We start from the raw sequence: 1,409 nt of genomic DNA, 5'->3' as shown, positions 1-1,409 counted from the left end.
GTACGTGTTGGGGTGGACGGCCCCCGACGGCATCGTGATGTGCCAGAATGAGGTCGTTGAAGATCTCAAACAAGGGAGACCGTCCGTGGAAAATCTTATTCGCATTGGCATGGATACGTCAAAGAGCGTTTTCCAATTGCATGGCGTGAATGAAGCCGAACAGCCGGTGCTGCGCAAGAAGCTGCGGCGCGGCCAGGTGCTTGCCTTTTTTGCCGGGCTTTCGCCGCTGAAGATTGGCATGGAGGCCTGCGGCGCGGCGCATTACTGGGCGCGGGAATTGCGCACGCTGGGTCATCATGTGTTGCTGCTGCCTGCGCAGCACGTGAAGCCCTATGTCCAGCGCTCCAAGTCGGATGCGGCCGATGCCGAGGCGATCTGCGAGGCGATGAGCCGGCCACGCATGCGCTTCGTTGCCGCCAAAAGCGCCGACCAGCAGGCGGCACAGATGCTGGCGAAACTGCGCGCGCAGTTCATCGGCCGGCGCACGCAGCTGGCCAATTCGATCCGCGGCTTTGCGGCGGAGTTCGGCCTGACCGCGCCCAAAGGGCTTTCCCGGCTCGGCGATCTGCTGGCCGACATTCGCATCGACGCGACGGTCCCGGACCTAGCCAGGGACATGTTCGAGACCCTGGCGCGCGACTATGCGCATATCAGCGGCGAGGTCGCCGTGCTTGATGAGAAACTGCTCTCGCTTCATCGGTGCAGCGAAATGAGCCAACGGTTGGCCGCCATACCAGCGATCGGTCCTGTCGGAGCGACGCTGCTGGCCATCAAGGTTACGGATGCACATGGCTTCAAATCGGGTCGCGACTTTGCCGCTTGGCTGGGACTGACACCGAAAAATCACTCGACGGCAGGTAGAAACAGGCTTGGCGTGATTACCCGCGCTGGTGACGATATGCTGCGAAGCGTGCTGGTGGCGGGCGCCACGGCCCTCATTCAACATATGCGACGTGGAAGCAAAAGGCTCTGGCCATGGTTGGCGGCCTTGATTGCACGCAAAGCCCCCAAGCTCGCGGCGGTGGCGCTGGCCAATAAGCTGGCGCGGATCGCTTGGAAACTGATGGTCAGCGGCGAGCACTACCGCCCCATCGCCGCCACCTGCTCGGCGCCTGTGCAGCCATAGCAGCATTAAGAGTTCAGCGCCGAGCGCACGCCCGACGCTGAGGTCGGAACTTGCAAGCAGAGGAGAAGATGGCGTGACCGGTCGAACCGGGACCAGCGAGGCATTCCGAGGTGCTCACCGGCAGCAAATGTCGTGTACGTGTTTGGAACTCGCTATCCGTGAAGCCCATCTTGGCCAGCGCTCACAAATCCGCGCGCAAAAGGCCGGACATATGAGCGCAAGCGATCCGATCAAATCATCATGCCAAACACTTGCAAGCAGGGGGCCGTCCACATATGAGCAC

The 1,409-nt window shown here is 61.7% G+C and carries 1 protein-coding gene; it reads left to right on the top strand.

The window, feature by feature from the left end:
• The first annotated feature begins 85 nt into the window (after nt 1-85).
• The gene (locus tag NKI38_RS33410; RefSeq protein WP_352665138.1) at nt 86-1,126 is read left to right on the top strand and encodes an IS110 family RNA-guided transposase; all 1,041 of its coding nucleotides are present in this window, start codon (nt 86-88) and stop codon (nt 1,124-1,126) included.
• Nucleotides 1,127-1,409 lie beyond the last annotated feature (283 nt).

Origin of the sequence: Mesorhizobium sp. M0621 (assembly GCF_040320745.1) — a bacterium.
GTDB lineage: Bacteria > Pseudomonadota > Alphaproteobacteria > Rhizobiales > Rhizobiaceae > Mesorhizobium.
The sequence above is the reverse complement of the archived record's forward strand: the minus strand, read 5'-3'. Positions and strand labels throughout refer to the sequence as shown.